The organism is Chryseobacterium joostei (genome assembly GCF_003815775.1).
GTDB lineage: Bacteria > Bacteroidota > Bacteroidia > Flavobacteriales > Weeksellaceae > Chryseobacterium > Chryseobacterium joostei.
The window spans coordinates 4599469-4615743 of the sequence record NZ_CP033926.1 but is presented as its reverse complement, the minus strand read 5'-3'; the positions used below and the strand labels follow the sequence as shown (position 1 = coordinate 4615743).

Genomic DNA, 16275 nt, shown 5'->3' with positions numbered 1-16275 from the left:
CACTTCTGGAAGATTTGATTATCTAAAAGACGTTTACCTTGTTTACGCATTTATAATTCTTTTTTTTAACTTGCATTCGGAAAAAAAACAATTTATAAAAAAACACAAATGAAAAAATTAAATTTAGCTCTTTTTCTGTCATTGCCTATACAGACTTTTTTTGCACAAATTATTTCTAAAGACCCTTCCTTTGGTGTCAATGGAGAATATACCGTTACTCCGATTAATGTTCCTACTGGTGGTATTTACCAGAATATGGGCGGGCAAATTCTGCAACATCCTGATGGAAGCTTATACTACAGTTCTTTTCCTGGTTATACATTTCCGGGTGGAATAGATGTAACTTCTACTCGAAAATTATCGAGTAATGGAACTTTAGACACCTCTTTTGGCAATAACGGCGAGCTGGCTTCTGTAACTTCTTTCACTATTTTTGATTACGTACAAGAACTCAACGGAAAACTATTGACAATAAGCAAAAATGACAACTCTCACGAATATATTATCAAAAGATTACTTCCCAATGGGCAACCAGACCCTACATTTGGGACAAACGGTACGATTACAACGATCTTCGCTTTTGATTCTTGTCATCACTCAGGTTTTGTTATTCAAAACAACAAAATACTCGTGTATGGTAGTCAAAATGTTGCACCCAACGTTTACAATAAAATTATTTACAGACTGAACGCCGATGGAAGTACAGATACTTCCTTTGGGAGTAATGGCTTAATAACTTCACAAACTACTGCATTAAATGAAGAATACAATACTGTATTAGTAGATAAGCAATCAAACATTATCAATATTTGTTTTAATAGTATCGAAAAATATACACCCAACGGGCAACCTTTTACCGGTTTTGGAAATAATGGTAAAGTTCAACTTCCCTCTAATTATTACGCTAACACCTCGTACGAAGATTTATTAGTAGACGAGAATAATAAGATTATATACGCAAAAGATAATACTATTTACAGAGTGAATCCAGATGGAACATTTGATGATACACTTAATTTTATTCGTCCTACATTTCCGCTCCCTCCCTCATATCCTTTCACAAATACACCATATACAGGTAGAATAATAAATATTAAAGAAAAAAATGGTTTTTATTATGTTCTTTGGGCTTTAGAAGAAAATAATAGTGCCTTTAGTCCTATGCTTATTTCTAAACATTTACAAAACGGTACAGCTGATTCAGCTTTCGGAAGTTATTCAGAAGGTCCTGTTTATGGGGATTTCATGCATGATATGGTAATAAACGATAACAATATTATTGTATCGGGGGACTATAGGATTGTTAAATATTTACTAGCTAACCCTACGCTATCAACCAACGAAGTCAACTCTACCCCATTCATAACATTCGAAAATCCGGCAAATGATGTACTTGTTTATAAAACCCAGGAAAAAATTAGCGAAATGCAGATGTATACTTTAGATGGCAAATTGGTAAAAACAATAGAAAAAAACAATACCAATATCTCTGAATTACCAAAAGGAATTTACTTTTTGAAAACTAAATTTATAAATGGTAAAGTAATAATTACTAAACTATTAAAAAAATAAAAAATATTTTTTTTGAAAAAGGTATCCAACAAGTTAATGATAAAAATAGAGCAAAATGAACCATATCTTTTTGCTTTATTTTTTTTATAAGATAATATTTCAGATTTTTACACTAAAATAAAATTTATAACATCAATATTTATAACTATGAGAAGAAAAATAGTTGCAGGAAACTGGAAAATGAACAAAAATGTAATTGATGCACAACAATTGATGATTCAGTTACTAAGCTATAAAAACAACAATGCAACCAACTGTGAGGTTTGGATCGCTCCACCGGCTTTATATTTAATGATGGCAAAAGACATCTTTGAAAAGGATGAAATCGGGGTATTCTCTCAGGATATGAGCGAGCATGAAAGCGGAGCTTACACTGGTGAGATTTCTGCAGATATGTTAGAATCTATTGAAGCAAACGGATCTTTGATCGGTCACTCTGAAAGAAGACAATACCACGGTGAAACAGATTCTCACTGCAACAGAAAAGTAAAATTAGCTTTAGATAAAGGCCTTACTCCAATCTATTGTAACGGAGAAACGCTTGAACAAAGAAAGGCAGGACAACACCTTGAAGTGGTTAAAAACCAAACTGAAGTAGCTCTTTTCACTCTTTCTGCTGATGAAATCAAAAAAGTAGTTATTGCTTACGAACCGGTTTGGGCTATCGGAACAGGAGAAACAGCAACACCTGAGCAGGCTCAGGAAATTCATGCACATATCAGAAGCATCATTGCAGCTAAATACGGTCAGGAAGTAGCGGATGAAGTTTCTATTCTTTACGGAGGTTCTGTGAAGCCGGATAATGCTAAGGAAATCTTCTCTCAGCCGGATATTGACGGAGGTCTGATTGGAGGTGCAGCTTTGAAATTAGAGGATTTCTCTAAGATTATTGAGGGTTTCAATTAATAATAGAAGACTAATATTTGGGAGCTATAGCTCACTTTTATTGATCTAAAATAAAAAACGGCGGAATAAATTCGCCGTTTTCTTTTAAAAAAATCTAATTATTGAATATCGACTACATACATAGTTCCTTTATCTACCTTTCCTGTTTTAGGAAGGATTTTTGCTTTCGGGTTTCCGCTTCCGTCATCCACCACTCCAAAGTCATCATCATTGAAAACAGCCAGTTTATTGTTTCCTAAATAAACAATCCCCTCAAATTTATCATGTTCATATCCTAGTTTTGCTACTAAATCTACGGCCAGTTTTTTAGTAACAGGTTTAATTCCCGCATTGGTAAGTTCATCCCAGCTACATTGCTCCAAGGCCTTACCATTTACTTTCATTCCGTCTACAGCAGCGATATCATTCCCGTTTACATCCGATGCATTGCTTAGATTGATTCTGTATACTTTTTTAACTCCCCCCTGCGTTCCGAAGTTTCCGTCTCTTTCAATGACAAGAAATTCATTATTGCCTAAAGCCGTGATATCACATACTGAATCAGACGCACCACCATCCTGCTTGTACAAATATTGCTTGGTTTGTCCTGTAGCAATATCAAAAGTCACGATTCTTGTTAAAGTGGTATTTGTTGCCAGTGCTTTCGTAGGTACCAGCATCATAGACTGTATGGTTCCTACTAATGTTCTTCCGTCCGGAGTCATACAAAGACCCTCCATCCCTCTATTGGCTCTTCTTTTCGCCAAAACTGCAGGTAATTTTCTTGTTCCTGTATTCACCCCAATTGGACTTATTCTCTCCATTTCTACTCCTTCTGCACTGTAATGAACGATGTGTGGACCATACTCATCAGATACCCAGAATGTGCCATCTGGTGCAGCAACGATACTTTCACTATCCAGACCATAATTATCCGTACCCAGAACAGTTCCTGTAGCATCATAAGCCACTTCACCTGTACTTCCCATTCCTACCGGGTTTGGAAGTCCGGTAATAGGTTGTCCTGATGGATTTTTAAGCTTAATATATTTGATTACTTCTACATTTCCTTCAGCATTAATTTTAAAATGCATAATGGTTGGGGTAAAATTAGGTGTCAAAAACTTCTTACCATTCAGATAATCTGTATTCGGGCCACGATCCGTAATCACGTAAAATTCACCTTTTCTGCTGGGATGAGCCGCAGCACCTGAGCCAAAGCCACCATTTATCACATCTACCCCATTGATAGTTGCCATTTTAGAAAAAGGAAACTCCTGAGGAAGTTTAGAATAATTGACATCCTGATTATTCACATTGTCATCATCTTTATTACATGATAATAATGCCGTCATTGCCAAAGCAGATAATAGTAGTTTTTTCATATTAACTTTTATGGCGCGAAAGTATAGATTGATTGTAAACTGATCTTGAATGCAATAATAATTATGTTTTAACAATGAAACCCAAGAATGAATTCAATATAAACAATAAAAACCCACCGTTTGATCCGAAAATCAAAAGACAAACTAAAATTAAGTATCAACTCATGAAATCTAAAGCAACAAAGCATATATAACCATCAAAAAAAGCACAATTTCGTACATAATTCACAAAACGTCTTCAAAAATTTATATGATATATTTGCAGCGATTTAAGGTTGAACACTGTTCATTAATAGGGAATCAAGTGAGAATATTATTCAATTCTTGAGCTGTACCCGCAACTGTAAGCCGTTTCACCTATAGCAATATTATACCACTGGATCAAAAAATCCGGGAAGGTTAGCTATAAGGATGTAAGCCAGGAGACCTGCCTTGAATACATTTTTAATTACAGAACTAAGGATCTGATTCTTTTTTCTGTAATAAGTTTCGGGAATAAAACTTTAATTTAATTATATTATGAGAAAAATCTATCTTTTTTTCTTGCTGCTTTGTATGCAGTTTTTCTTTGCTCAATTCACAGAAAACGACATTAAGTTTTGGGTAGGAACGGGTTCTAAAAAGGCTTATTTCATTGCCGATTTCAATGACAATAACACTCCAAAATCCTATGCGTGGGGGTATCGTTTTGACGCCGATAATCTAATGGCAGAAGACATGATCAATGCCATTATATCAGCAGAGCCTAAAATGCAGGCTGATATTTTTTCAGGATATCTGTTCAGCTTCTCCTATAACCATCATGCTCCGGGTACCGATGATTCCTGGATTCCCTGGTTCGGGCCAAGTGCAGAAAATATGTCTAATGAAAATAATGGGGCCGGTTATGTTCATTTAACAGACGGACTTTGGTTTGGGATTACCTATGGTACTGATAATGGCCAAGTTGACATTCCGCCATCCACTCCTGTCCCTGCCTACAGCTCCCAATGGTTTACCTCATCCCAAATCATCAACTGGATTGGAACAGGAAATAACAAAAGCCTTGTTGTGATAGACTTTGGAACCGATAATGCCAATGGCAGTGCAAATTCTTTTGTTTTTGGAATTAAATATAACGGAAGTATAACCGCAGAACAGGCACTACAGCTTATTAAGTCTCAGGCTTCCTATTTTAATTTCACTTCAGGTAATAATCAAATCTCCAATCTATCATTAAATACCTTTGCAGGAAACACTTCAGGAACACAAAACTGGAAATTATATACAGGAAAAGATCTTTCGAGCTGGCAGAAAAAAGCAGATCTTAGTCAAATACAATTGAGTAATAATAGCTGGCTAGGATTAGGTTTTGGAGAAAGGAGACCATTTACTCCTACAGAAGCTAATAATGCAACATTAGGAGTTGCTTCTGTACAGAAAAATAAATTCGGTGTTTATCCTAATCCGACAAGTGATTTTATTCATATTGAAACATCAGAAAACATTAAGGAAGTGAATATTTATTCTGCGCCGGGACAAAAGGTAATGACTTCCCAAGCAGCAACAATCAATGTGAAATCTTTAAATGCAGGCGTATATTGGGTGGAGATTAAGACATCGAACAGTTCTACGATACATAGGATGGTTAAGAAATAAGAAATATTCTGAACTTTGTATACACAAGGTTTATCATAACAAAAAAACGTACCTCTTCAGGTACGTTTTTTTATGATTTTTAAAATCAATTATTTTTTCTCAGTAGATCTTTGAAGAACCTCATCTACCATTCCGTAGCCTTTTGCTTCTTCAGAAGTCATCCAGTAATCTCTATCAGAAGATTTTTCAACCCACTCATAAGTTTGTCCTGAATGGTGACCAATGATCTCATAAAGCTCCTGCTTTAATTTCAGCATCTCTCTCAAGTTGATCTCCATATCAGAAGCAACCCCTTGTGCACCTCCTGAAGGCTGGTGAATCATTACTCTTGAGTGCTTTAAAGCAGAACGTTTTCCTTTTTCACCTGCAACCAATAATACAGCTCCCATTGAAGCAGCCATACCTGTACAGATTGTTGCTACGTCAGGCTTAATGATCTGCATAGTGTCATAAATTCCTAAACCTGCATAAACGCTACCACCAGGAGAGTTGATGTAGATCTGAATGTCTTTTGACGGATCAGCACTTTCCAAGAATAAAAGCTGTGCTGTAACGATGTTCGCTACCTGATCATCAATACCTGTTCCCAGGAAGATAATTCTGTCCATCATCAAACGGGAGAAAACGTCCATCTGAGCAACGTTTAATCTTCTTTCCTCCATGATGTACGGTGTAAGATTCGTTGGGCCATACATACCCATATACTGATCGGTAACCAAACCGTTGTTTCCTAAATGCTTTACAGAGAAGTCTCTGAAATCTTTTTTAATGTCCATATTTCTATTATGTATTATTTTAATATTCTCGAAGTTTAAATTACAATATTTATTCCTAAAATTTTATAGGACTTTTTGTCACAGAATCCTGAAAATTGATGTCTTTAAACTATCTTTTTCTATTCCCATAAATACCCTTAATCGGTGAGTATTCGATGATATTGCTTAATCGTATGGAAGCCTGTTTCAGTAAGGTAATCTTTTTAATCAGCTCATAATACTTGGTTTCATCCGTACTGCTGTATTCATCAAGTTCCTTGGCTGTTTCTGTGATTAAATAATCAATATACCTGTATTTATGCAATAAAACATCCCCTTTGATCTGATCTGCCACCTTATCTCCGTAATTGGGCGGATAGATGTTTCTGGAAGCCCAGTTTTCAAGTTCATCCAAAGGCAGTAAGGCATCCACCACCTTGGTGGTAATCTCTTCATCCATAAAAGATACAAAAAAGTTCCCACTTCTAAGTTCATCTTTCTGAATTCCCTCTCTTACCTGGTTAATAATGATCTCGTTTTCTTTAACTAAAAATGTATATTGCTCCTCTTCAAAATGATGCAAAATTTCCTCAATAACGGTAATCTGATACTCTTCATTTTGTTCATTCTTCCTCTTCAATACAATATCCCCAAACATCAGCATATGATCTACCAGTTTATTCTCCATAAACAAGACATCAAACAGAAAGGGATCTTCTTTTTCCTTATCCAACGGAACAATCTCCATTTTTGGAGCTGCCGCTTTTTCTTTTTGCTGCTGCTGAACATGATGCGTCTGATTCTGAGTAATTTGTTTCTGAACATCCAGCTCATTAAAAAGACTCTGCTCAGAAAGACCAAACTTATTGGAAACCTCCTTAAGATACACCTCTCTTTTCAGTGCGTTCTGTACAAAGGAAACCGATTTTACAATATCACGAATAGCTTCAGCCTTTTTTATAGGATCACTTCCTACATCCCTTAGAAGAATTTCAGCCTTAAAGTCGATGAAATCCATCGCTTCATTTTCAATGTATTTTTCAACATATTCCTGTGGATGTTTTCTGGCAAAGGAATCCGGGTCATCACCATCCGGAAATAGCAATACGCGGATGTTCATTCCCTCTGTCAGCAACATATCAATGCTTCGGAAACTGGCTTTAATACCGGCATTGTCTCCGTCAAAAAGGATCGTTACATTTTCTGTAAGCCTTTTAATCAACTTAATTTGCTCTGTAGTCAGGGAAGTTCCGGAACTGGCTACCACGTTCTCTATTCCGGACATATGAAGAGAAATCACATCCATATATCCTTCTACCAAAAGACAGCCATTCTTTCTCGAAATAGCCTGCTTACTTTGGTTTAATCCGTAAAGAACATTGGATTTATGATAAATCTCTGTTTCCGGTGAATTGAGATACTTTGCAGTCTTAACATTGTTCTTAAGAATCCTTGCTCCAAATCCTAAAACCCTTCCTGAAAAACTATGGATCGGGAAAATAACCCTTTCTCTGAAACGATCTACTCCTGCAGGTGTATTTTCAGGGAAAATGGAAAGTCCTGATTTTTCAAGAATCTCCTTATTGTATCCTTTTTCTAAAGCATAGGTTGTAAAGGCATTCTTTTTTTCGGGTGAATATCCAAGCTGGAACTTCTTGATAATATCATCCTTAAGCTCTCTTTCCTTAAAATAAGCAAGACCTATACTTCTACCCTCATCATCATCCCAAAGGATCTCCTGAAAATAGGTATTGGCAACCTCATGGATCTTATACAATAGATCCTTTTCAGTCTGTGCATGCTTTGCTTCCTCAGAAATTTCACGGAGATCTTCTTCAATTTCAATTCCGTATTTCTTGGCTGCATGGCGAAGTGCCTCAGGATAAGTAAAGTTTTCAATTTCCATTAGGAAAGAGATCGCTGTACCTCCTTTTCCTGTAGAGAAATCCTTCCAGATCTGCTTACTTGGAGAAACCACAAAACTTGGAGACTTTTCTTCATGAAAAGGGCTGAGTCCTTTAAAGTTAGACCCTGCTCTTTTCAACTGCACATACTCACCTACAATCTCTTCAACGCGGATTGTGGAGAATATTTTATCAATGGTCTGCTTAGAAATCATGGTACAAAAATACACATAAAAAAAAACCTTACAATTATATAAACGCACTTATATATTCCGAGGATTTTTATGATTATTTTTGCAAACAAATTAGCATATGCAGTTCACTATCCATACAATTGAAGACTGGCAGGAAATTGTTGACACCATCATTCCTGAATTAAAACATAACATCCTGTTATTAAAGGGAAATCTGGGAGCGGGAAAAACCACTTTCACTCAATTTTTACTTAAAAATCTGGGAAGTAAAGATGAGGTTAACTCTCCTACTTATTCTATTGTTAATGAATACAACACGTCAAAAGGAAAAGTATATCACTTTGATCTTTATCGTCTAAAAAACATTGAAGAAGTTTATGATATCGGGATTGAAGAATATCTTGATAACTCTTTTCTATGCATTATTGAATGGCCGGAAGTATATGAAGATGAGCTTTACGGGCTCAACTACCACACAATGAGTATTCTGAATACGGGTGAAAACAGAGAAGTTTCATTCGATTAAATATTATGTATCTTTGCTTACTAATTAAGTGTAAAAAAACAATCTGTAAGACATAATTTAATTTAAGGATGAGCACAAACATTTTTACTCCTTTCACAGAAGAAGAATTGATGCCGAAAGAGGAAAAATTGGAGGTTATAAAGAAAGGAAAACAATTCAGTATTGGAATTCCTAAGGAAACCTGTCTCAACGAAAGGAGAACCTGCATTACTCCGGACGCAGTACAGGTATTGGTAGAGCACGGCCATGAGATCATCGTAGAATCGGGGGCCGGACAAGGTTCATTTTTTACAGATTTACAATATTCCGAATCTGGGGCTAAGATTACCAATGATCCGAAGGAAGCATTCGGACAGGATCTGATCTTAAAGATTAACCCTCCCACTGAGGACGAAATCGACTTTATGAAACCTAATACCTATTTGGTTTCAGCCCTTCAAATTAATCTTAGGGATAAAGAATATTTCCTTAAGCTTGCAGAGAAAAAAATAAATGCAATCGCCTTTGAATTTATCGTTGATGAATATAAGCAGCTTGCACTGGTAAGACTAATCGGTGAAATTGCAGGAACCGTTTCTGTTCTATATGCTTCAGAATTACTAGCCCTTTCCAACGGTTTAATGCTTGGCGGAATTACGGGTGTAAGACCTGCAGAAGTCGTAATCCTTGGAGCAGGAATTGTAGGTGAATTTGCCACAAAGGCAGCCATCGGCTTGGGAGCAAGTATCAAGGTATTCGACAACTCATTGTCGAAGCTGAGAAGGCTTCACACAATGGTTGACAGCCGCGTTCCCACTTCCATCATTGATCCTAAGGAGCTTAGCAAAAGCCTAAGACGTGCAGATGTAGTAATTGGAGCTCTTCCAAGATTAAATATGACCCCTATCGTAACCGAAGATATGGTGATGAAGATGAAAAAAGGAAGTGTCATTATCGATATTACCATAGACAACGGTAAGGTGATTGAAACATCAGAACTTACAACCATGGAAGATCCTTACATCATCAAGCACGGTGTTATCCACTGCGGACTTCCGAACCTTACATCAAGAATGCCAAGAACTACAACAAAGGCAATCTCAAATTTCTTCCTTTCCTATATTTTAAATTATGATGAAGAAGGCGGCTTTGAAAACATGCTAATCCGCAAAAATGAAATGAAGCAGAGCTTATATATGTACAAAGGAAGACATACAAAAAAGATCATCTGTGACCGTTTCGGACTTACGTACCACGATATCAATCTTTTAATTTTCTAAATGAAAAAACTTAAATTTTATGCAATAGGCTTCATTCCGGGGCTAGTTATTGTATTTTTTATTTTAAACAAGAAAGGAGCAAGCTGCAGCGGGTATCTACCCAACAGCCGTGTAATTGCCGAAACCCTTTCTAAAGAATTTCAATATTCAGAAGAATTTCATAATGAAATGATTTTAAATAATATTGATGAAAAGTTTTTAAAAGACAGTATAATTACCAACGGAAAAGTAGATTTTGACCGTAGTCATGCACAAAAGAAACCATGTCCGGATTATGTTATCACCTATCCTGAAAAAAATCCGAGATTCGAAATTCATTTTGACAAATGTGAGGATCACGCAGGTTTTATTAGCTTAAAAAAACTTAAATAGTTTTTAAAAACAAATTATGGAAGGCAATTACTACATGATTCATGATTATCTGATATTCATCGGAGTCTTTGCCATTTTCCTTTTTTTAACGACCAGTATTTATCTTTTCAGCCAAAATCAGAAGCTGAAACAGAAAAATACCAAGCTGTCCGAAACCAATAAGATTATTGAGCAACGCCTTAATGAAGTTCGCTTAGAGCATATCGGAACAAAGCTGAACCCGCATTTGTTTAAAAATATACTTAATTCTGTTCAGTCACATGCCTACCAGACTTATATGTCTCTGGATAAACTGGCCAATGTTCTGGATTATATTCTATATGAAAGCAATAATAAGTATGTAAGTCCGAAGGAGGAGCTAAATTTTGCCTTAAGCCTTATTGAAATTAATAAAATTAAGATCAATCCCCTTTTTGATTTCAGGATCAAATCTAAGGTCAATAAATCGGATTCCGTTTATGAAGAAAAAGTCTTTGCACCATTGATTTCTGTTGATCTTATTGAAAATGCTTTCAAACATACTGATTTTCTGGCCCAGGATTCTTTCATTTCTATTTATCTGGAACTTGAAAACGGTATTTTTACGATGAAGGTGAGTAATAAAGCTTCATTAAAAAATATTCTGGAAAAGGAAAAAAGCGGATTTGGAAGTCAGTCTTTGGATCAAAGGCTTAAAATGATCTATAGCACCTACTACCAACTGGAAAGAAGTTCAAAAAACGGTATCTTCACTGCAGAATTAAAAATCAATTTAGGAGAATTTTATGATAAAGTGCGTTATTCTGGATGATGAACTACTAGCCATAAGCTATCTAAAGCTTCTATGTGAGCAAATTGATGACGTAGAAGTCATAAAAGCTTTCAATGATCCTAAAATATTTCTAAATGAAATTGATTCTCTGCATTGTAATCTTTGTATACTGGACATCGAAATGCCCGGAATGACGGGGCTTCAGGTTGCAGAGCTAATTTCTGGTTCCAAAAAAATAATCTTTACTACCGCTTACAAAGAATACGCAGCTGAGGCATTTGACCTGAATGTTGTAGATTATGTACGAAAGCCCATCAAAAAAGAACGTTTGGTACAGGCTTTTGAAAAAGCCAAGGAACAAATTACTACCGTTCAGAAGAAAGCCTTTATTGAATGGAATACCAATATCGGTAAAACAGTTATTTTAACAGAGCAGATTGCCTATATTAAGACCTCAGAAATAGACAGTCGTGATAAAGATATCATTCTCAATGACGGAACAACTATCGTTTTAAAGAATCTTAATTTTAAAAACCTTCTGGAAATGCTTCCAGCCAATGATTTTGCACAGGTTAACAAAAAGGAGATCATTGCACTGGCCTCTATCAAAGTATTTTCAACCAACGAAATCATTACCACTATTCCTACGGAAGACCATAATTTCCTGAAGCTTCAGATCGGAGAAGCTTATAAAAATGCTCTCTTGGAATTGTATACAAAATAGCTTCCTGAACTCTTATCAATTAAATATACTTTTTACCTGCATACATCTTAAATTTCTCATTCACTTGTTTCAAAGCAAAAGAATATTATTAGAAATATGTTTTATGAAGTGCAACAGATATTAAATATTACTTTTCAGTCCTTATATTTTTATTACATTTTTTGCAACATTCATTACATTTAAAAAATAAGGTATTTTAATCTCAAAATATTCTTATCAACTTTGCGTCAAAATTATAGAAATCATGAATTTGGGGAAATACAGAAATTTAATTTTCTACATCACTACCATAGCCGTCTTTTCATGCCTGATGTACTATTTCATCATTGAAGGACAGACCTTGGAAATAAAGGAAAACATTGTTGCTAAAACCAGCACTGGTTCTACCTGGGAAAACTTTCAGGAATCATTCAAAACAAATCTACACCACCCACTCGCATTATTATTGGCCCAAATTGTTACCATTATCCTTACAGCGAGGCTTTTTGGTTGGATCTGTATGAAAATAAGACAGCCAAGCGTAATTGGAGAAATGATTGCCGGTATTATTCTGGGGCCATCACTTCTTGGGATGTATTTTCCTGAGTTTTCCGCGTTTCTTTTCCCAAAAGAATCATTAGGTAACCTACAGTTTTTGAGCCAGATAGGCCTTATTCTCTTTATGTATATTGTAGGAATGGAGCTGGATTTGAGTGTTTTAAGAAAAAAAGCACATGATGCTGTTGTCATCAGCCATGCCAGTATTATTATTCCTTTTGCACTGGGAATTGGGCTATCCTACTTTATTTATCGGGAATTTTCGCCGGATGGTATTCAGTTTACTTCTTTTGCCTTATTTATAGCTATTTCTATGAGTATTACGGCCTTTCCGGTATTGGCAAGGATTGTACAGGAAAGGAATCTTCAGAAAACCAAGCTTGGAACCATCGTTATTACCTGTGCAGCAGCCGATGATATTACGGCATGGTGTATTCTTGCAGCAGTAATTGCCATTGTAAAAGCAGGTTCTTTTACAAGTTCAATTTATGTGATCATTATGGCCATTGCCTACGTTCTTTTAATGATTAAAATTGTAAGACCATTCCTGAAAAGAATCGGGGATCTTCAGGCAGGAAAAAATACCATCAACAAACCAATGGTTGCCATTTTCTTCCTTACCCTGATCTTATCATCATATGTTACAGAAGTTATTGGTATTCATGCTTTATTCGGAGCGTTTATGGCAGGAGCTATTATGCCGGAAAACGCAAAATTCCGTACCTTGTTTATCGACAAGGTAGAGGATGTGGCCTTGGTACTTCTTCTTCCATTGTTCTTTGTTTTCACAGGACTTCGTACTCAAATTGGCCTATTGAATGACAGCCATTTATGGATGACAGCAGGTTTTATCATTTTAACCGCAGTTGTTGGAAAATTTGCAGGAAGTGCATTGACCGCCAGGTTCGTAGGAATAAACTGGAAGGAAAGCTTAACAATTGGAGCCTTGATGAATACCCGAGGTTTGATGGAATTAATCGTACTAAATATAGGTTATGATCTTGGAGTATTAGGCCCGGAAATCTTTGCAATGCTTGTTATTATGGCTCTGTTTACTACTTTTATGACAGGTCCCGCATTAGATTTTATTAATTTTATTTTTAAATCTAAAAAAGACGATGACGAAGCAATTCCTGAAAATGACTCCAAGTACCGGGTATTGCTATCTTTTGACAAACCTGAATCGGGAAGTACCCTTCTAAGACTTGCCCACGATTTTACGAATAAAATGAATGGCAATAAGAGCATTACGGCGATGAATATTGCTCCGGTAGATGAAATGCATGCCTATGACATTAATGAATATGAAGAATCACAATTTCAAAATGTTATTGAAACATCTCATGAACTGAATTTGGAGGTTGCTACCCTTTTTAAAGCCTCAACTGATATAGAAAATGATCTTACCAGTATCACCAACAAAGGGCATTATGATCTTCTCCTGATCATGCTTGGTAAATCAATGTATGAGGGAAGTCTGCTAGGAAGACTTCTTGGTTTCACTACTAAGATCATTAACCCGGAAAAGCTTTTGAATACGGTAAAAGGGAAAGGAAATATCTTCAATAATTCTCCTTTTGACGATTTTACCTTACAAATTCTGGATAAAGCAAATATCCCTGTAGGTGTTTTGGTAGAAAAAGATTTCACAGCAGCAGATAAGGTATTTGTCCCGATCTTCAATTTAAGTGACTTTTATCTTCTTGAATACGCCAAGAGGTTGATTAACAATAACAATTCTCAAATCATTATTCTTGACGCTGCAGGACAAATCCGTAATAATATTGAGGTGAAAGAACTCATCAGAAGTATTGAACAGGTTGCACCTAATCATATCACCCTGTACAATGAGAAAAAAATTGAAAAGGAATTCCTAAGCTCCCAAGACCTAATGTTGATCAGCAGCAAAAGCTGGAAAAACCTGATTGATACTAAGAGCCTATGGTTGTCTGATATTCCGTCAACATTAATTATTTCAAATCCCTAACACACAGATATTTCTATTTCTACATGAAGCTGTAAATATTATTCGTTGTCTGTAAAGAAAAAACGGGTATATTTATGGCTTCATTTTTTTTGACATACTGATTAACAGTGAAAAGGACGCCATAAAACTGGTGGCTTTTGCTGGACGGCTGTGTAAGGGAATTCGGCTCAATTTGCTTCAACACAAAAGAAGAAAACGCCCTATCCAAACTGCATCTTCAAATTTCCATGGGAAATATCTGGTCTGTATATGATCCGAGAGGTGCCGGCAGCAGCCTGATGGGAATCTGTTATAATGATGAGAAAAACAATTAATAACCACAAAAACAAAAATAGTATAGTATGTGCCGATATGCCATGATGGTTTACAAAGCTCATTATGCCTGTTTCAACTGCCAGAAAACATTTAAACGACGTGCTTTATGCGACGTGGATAAAAGTAGACAAACCTCTGTGGAGGCTAAATGCCCCGAATGTGGAAATCTGATGGCTAATATGGGACTTGATTTTGAATCTCCCGCAAAAAACGATCACAAGCAATGGACACATATCCGAAATCTTTATACCGTAGGAATTACCTTTCACTCCTGTGGATGCTCCGGACCCGGATATATTCCTCAGGACCGAAAAGCCATTATTACTTACCTTGAAAAAATACGCTCAGAATATATGCGTGCTCTGGTATTCTGGAGGTACCGCATAGAACCGGAAAATAAAAGAGAACGCGAAATTGAGTATCAAAAAAATGGACCTCAGCTATGGGCTGTTAGCCATAATGCCTTTAAAGAAACGGTAACCAATCAGGAGGGAATTAATTACTGGATCAATAGAATCAAGGAGATTGAAGAACGGCTTTCCACCATCCGTGAAAATAAATAATCTATTTTTTCAATGTAGTAATCTAAAAATGTAATGGTTTACAAATAATTGTTACATTGTTACATTATATAAGGCTATTTCTCTTGTAATAATTTCAAAAGTCTCTTAAAATCCTCTTTTATACTTCTTTCTTCCTCAGACATATAACTTCCACTGAACGGAGCGCCACAATCCTGGCTGTTGACAATATGGATCAGATTTCCTTTTTCAAAATAATTTCTGGTCTCAATAATTTCTGATTTTTCAAAATCAAAAACCTCAGTATCATTATTTTCTTTCATAGCTTTTACATCATAGAAAAGTGGACGGTTGTATTTATAATCTTTCTCAAAAACAAAGGATAGGTTACCATTAAGCAAATAATATTCTATCAAAACCTGTCCCATTTCTCCATAATGTCTGGCCATAATTTTTTCCAGACGTTTATTTTTATAATAATATGTTGCTTCTCCTCCCTCAGCCGATTCTCCCTCAATATTTTGTTTTTTAATGGAAGTCCAATTCGTAATGGAATTAATCCTTTTAAAATTATACTGAATAGGTTTCAATCTGTCTTTCAGGTATTCATTGGTATCCCTATCCTTTTCCTTGTAACTTTCCTTGATTCTTATTGTATCTCCCATCCTGTCAACAGAAGAGCTCGAAAAACCATGTTGTAAGTTTTCTGCATATATAAAACTGATTGCAGTCAATAGAATGAAAAGTACCGCTAAATATTTATTTTTCATATCATTTGGTTTGTGTGAAGTTAAAAACTATAACCTATTTTATGATTTTTATGGTTAGAATAATCAGAAACCCTCTTACTACGGTTTCATATTCTATTTCTGCAAAATTAATAAATCTTCTTATTTAAAAATCCGTGGAAATCACTTGTCGTAGTTTTACTACAATTTTTAAAATTTAAC

Annotated in this window: 15 protein-coding genes and 1 riboswitch; of the genes, 11 read left to right on the top strand and 4 right to left on the bottom strand. The window is 35.7% G+C overall.

Features of this window, described 5'->3' with window-relative positions:
- Positions 1 to 108: 108 nt before the first annotated feature.
- Both EG359_RS21110 and tpiA read left to right on the top strand, forming a co-directional pair.
- On the top strand, positions 109 to 1572 hold the full coding sequence (locus tag EG359_RS21110) for a T9SS type A sorting domain-containing protein (RefSeq protein WP_076353732.1): 1464 nt from the start codon (positions 109 to 111) through the stop codon (positions 1570 to 1572).
- A gap of 147 nt (positions 1573 to 1719) precedes the next feature.
- A complete protein-coding gene (tpiA, locus tag EG359_RS21105; RefSeq protein WP_076353730.1) occupies positions 1720 to 2478 on the top strand; it encodes a triose-phosphate isomerase in 759 nt (252 codons plus the stop codon).
- A 98-nt stretch (positions 2479 to 2576) separates the two neighbouring features.
- On the opposite strand, the gene EG359_RS21100 is transcribed toward tpiA, so the two are convergent.
- Positions 2577 to 3842 (bottom strand): esterase-like activity of phytase family protein, encoded by a 1266-nt coding sequence (locus EG359_RS21100; protein ID WP_076353728.1) that lies wholly within the window; start codon positions 3840 to 3842, stop codon positions 2577 to 2579.
- A 255-nt stretch (positions 3843 to 4097) separates the two neighbouring features.
- Positions 4098 to 4291: riboswitch (cobalamin riboswitch) on the top strand.
- A 70-nt stretch (positions 4292 to 4361) separates the two neighbouring features.
- On the opposite strand from EG359_RS21100, the gene EG359_RS21095 reads away from it, so the two are divergent.
- The gene (locus tag EG359_RS21095; RefSeq protein WP_084180396.1) at positions 4362 to 5480 is read left to right on the top strand and encodes a T9SS type A sorting domain-containing protein; all 1119 of its coding nucleotides are present in this window, start codon (positions 4362 to 4364) and stop codon (positions 5478 to 5480) included.
- A gap of 89 nt (positions 5481 to 5569) precedes the next feature.
- Here the strand turns inward: EG359_RS21095 and clpP are convergent, their stop codons facing one another.
- Together clpP and dnaG are read right to left on the bottom strand one after the other, a co-directional pair.
- Positions 5570 to 6256, bottom strand: coding sequence for an ATP-dependent Clp endopeptidase proteolytic subunit ClpP (gene clpP, locus EG359_RS21090; protein WP_034726592.1), 687 nt, complete (start codon positions 6254 to 6256; stop codon positions 5570 to 5572).
- 109 nt (positions 6257 to 6365) lie between these two features.
- Complete coding sequence (gene dnaG / locus EG359_RS21085; RefSeq protein ID WP_076353724.1) at positions 6366 to 8354, bottom strand: DNA primase; 1989 nt, start codon at positions 8352 to 8354, stop codon at positions 6366 to 6368.
- A gap of 97 nt (positions 8355 to 8451) precedes the next feature.
- Between dnaG and tsaE the strand changes: the two genes are divergently transcribed.
- From tsaE to EG359_RS21050, 8 genes are all read left to right on the top strand, one after another.
- The gene (tsaE, locus tag EG359_RS21080; protein ID WP_076353722.1) at positions 8452 to 8859 is read left to right on the top strand and encodes a tRNA (adenosine(37)-N6)-threonylcarbamoyltransferase complex ATPase subunit type 1 TsaE; all 408 of its coding nucleotides are present in this window, start codon (positions 8452 to 8454) and stop codon (positions 8857 to 8859) included.
- A gap of 68 nt (positions 8860 to 8927) precedes the next feature.
- Positions 8928 to 10118, top strand: coding sequence for an alanine dehydrogenase (locus EG359_RS21075; protein WP_076353720.1), 1191 nt, complete (start codon positions 8928 to 8930; stop codon positions 10116 to 10118).
- Positions 10119 to 10490: a hypothetical protein gene (locus tag EG359_RS21070; protein ID WP_076353718.1), complete on the top strand. Its 372-nt coding sequence runs from the start codon at positions 10119 to 10121 to the stop codon at positions 10488 to 10490.
- Positions 10491 to 10506: 16 nt separating this feature from the next.
- Positions 10507 to 11280: a histidine kinase gene (locus EG359_RS21065; RefSeq protein WP_084180395.1), complete on the top strand. Its 774-nt coding sequence runs from the start codon at positions 10507 to 10509 to the stop codon at positions 11278 to 11280.
- Positions 11255 to 11965, top strand: a complete 711-nt coding sequence (locus EG359_RS21060; protein WP_076353716.1) for a LytR/AlgR family response regulator transcription factor — start codon at positions 11255 to 11257, stop codon at positions 11963 to 11965. Before EG359_RS21065 ends, EG359_RS21060 begins: the two co-directional genes overlap by 26 nt.
- A 244-nt stretch (positions 11966 to 12209) precedes the next feature.
- Positions 12210 to 14489 carry a cation:proton antiporter gene (locus EG359_RS21055; RefSeq protein ID WP_076353714.1) on the top strand — a complete coding sequence of 760 codons (2280 nt, stop codon included), beginning with the start codon at positions 12210 to 12212 and terminating at the stop codon, positions 14487 to 14489.
- A gap of 137 nt (positions 14490 to 14626) precedes the next feature.
- Positions 14627 to 14803, top strand: a complete 177-nt coding sequence (locus tag EG359_RS22610) for a hypothetical protein (protein ID WP_164463029.1) — start codon at positions 14627 to 14629, stop codon at positions 14801 to 14803.
- 27 nt (positions 14804 to 14830) lie between these two features.
- Positions 14831 to 15367: a hypothetical protein gene (locus EG359_RS21050; RefSeq protein ID WP_076353712.1), complete on the top strand. Its 537-nt coding sequence runs from the start codon at positions 14831 to 14833 to the stop codon at positions 15365 to 15367.
- 74 nt (positions 15368 to 15441) lie between these two features.
- On the opposite strand, the gene EG359_RS21045 is transcribed toward EG359_RS21050, so the two are convergent.
- Entirely contained in the window at positions 15442 to 16095 is a 654-nt protein-coding gene (locus tag EG359_RS21045; protein WP_076353710.1) for a hypothetical protein, read from the bottom strand.
- Positions 16096 to 16275 lie beyond the last annotated feature (180 nt).